The sequence below is a fragment of the Vibrio sp. genome, from assembly GCF_038138445.1.
GTDB lineage: Bacteria > Pseudomonadota > Gammaproteobacteria > Enterobacterales > Vibrionaceae > Vibrio.
On sequence record NZ_JAYQDQ010000144.1, the window covers coordinates 1 to 1040 of the forward strand.

The window sequence follows — 1040 nt, forward strand, 5'->3', positions numbered from 1 at the left end:
TATGCATTTAGTGCACCTCCAAATCCTGCTTCTGCATCAGCGATGATGGGAGCGTATTTAAACCCCCTTCCAGACTCCAAATAGGAGATTTGGTCTTGACGTTTAAATGCATTATTGATAGAGCGCACAACGTCAGGAACGCTATTGACAGCATAAAGTGACTGGTCGGGATATACTTCTTGGGTTGAGTTTGCCGCGGCAGCGACTTGCCATCCCGAACAGTATATCGCTTTGAGACCCGCTTTGACGTGTTGGACTGCTTGTTGTCCATTGTAAGCTCCAAAGGTATTGATGTAAAGGTAATCACGAAACATGGCGCGTAGATTGTGCGCTTGGTCTCGTGCGAATTGATTGGTGTAGTGACGACTACCCCGTAGTTTTTCTACGACCTGTAAGTCGTAATCTCGTTTCTTTTTCATAACATATTCCCAGTGATAATTGTTAATAAACTAAAGATCACCCCCAGAGTGAAAACCTCGACCCAGTATTGATCGACTACTCTCTTAAAAATTTGGTTCATACCAACTATTAGATATATCACCTGAGTAGCCCTTTTGTATATGTATAGCACCTATTGCATTCGCCAATGGTGACCATCCTAATTTAGTTCCAGTTCCATAGTGTCTAATTTCTTTAATGCCACCATGTGCCCTAATCGCTTTAAGTAATCCGAAACCTGAGAACATTTTCCAAGTCGGTAACAACCAAACGCTGTTGTTACTTAAAGACATACCATGCTTGATAAACTTAGAGAAATGAGAATAAGGCGGATTGGTCACAATCCAATCTACCTGTTTATCATACTCGTAAAAGTCTTTCCCCATTTCTATTTCACAAAAGTCAGACCCTTCTGGTAGAAATTTAAAAATGTTTCCTGCTCCATAACAAGGTTCTAAGACCAATCCATCGGGTTTGAAATGACGGACTAAATCTTCGGCCACGTATTCAGGAGTCCAGACACGGTCTCCCTTTTTTACGTATTCCATGACAACTCAATACGTGAATCTCCAGATTCATTCCAAAATACTTTGACACCACAC

1 protein-coding gene and 1 pseudogene are annotated in these 1040 nt (G+C 41.4%); both read right to left on the reverse strand.

Annotation, left to right across the window (positions count from 1 at the left end; all coding sequences use genetic code 11):
* Positions 1 to 419: pseudogene (locus AAFM34_RS20100) on the reverse strand (isocitrate lyase); the annotation flags it as partial.
* A gap of 84 nt (positions 420 to 503) precedes the next feature.
* Positions 504 to 986, reverse strand: coding sequence for a hypothetical protein (locus AAFM34_RS20105; protein WP_341665920.1), 483 nt, complete (start codon positions 984 to 986; stop codon positions 504 to 506).
* Between the last annotated feature and the right edge of the window lie 54 nt (positions 987 to 1040).

Coding starts and splice junctions, on each gene's coding strand:
- AAFM34_RS20105 (WP_341665920.1), bottom strand. CDS start 986: ATGGAATACGTAAAAAAGGGAGACCGTGTCTGGACTCCTGAATACGTG.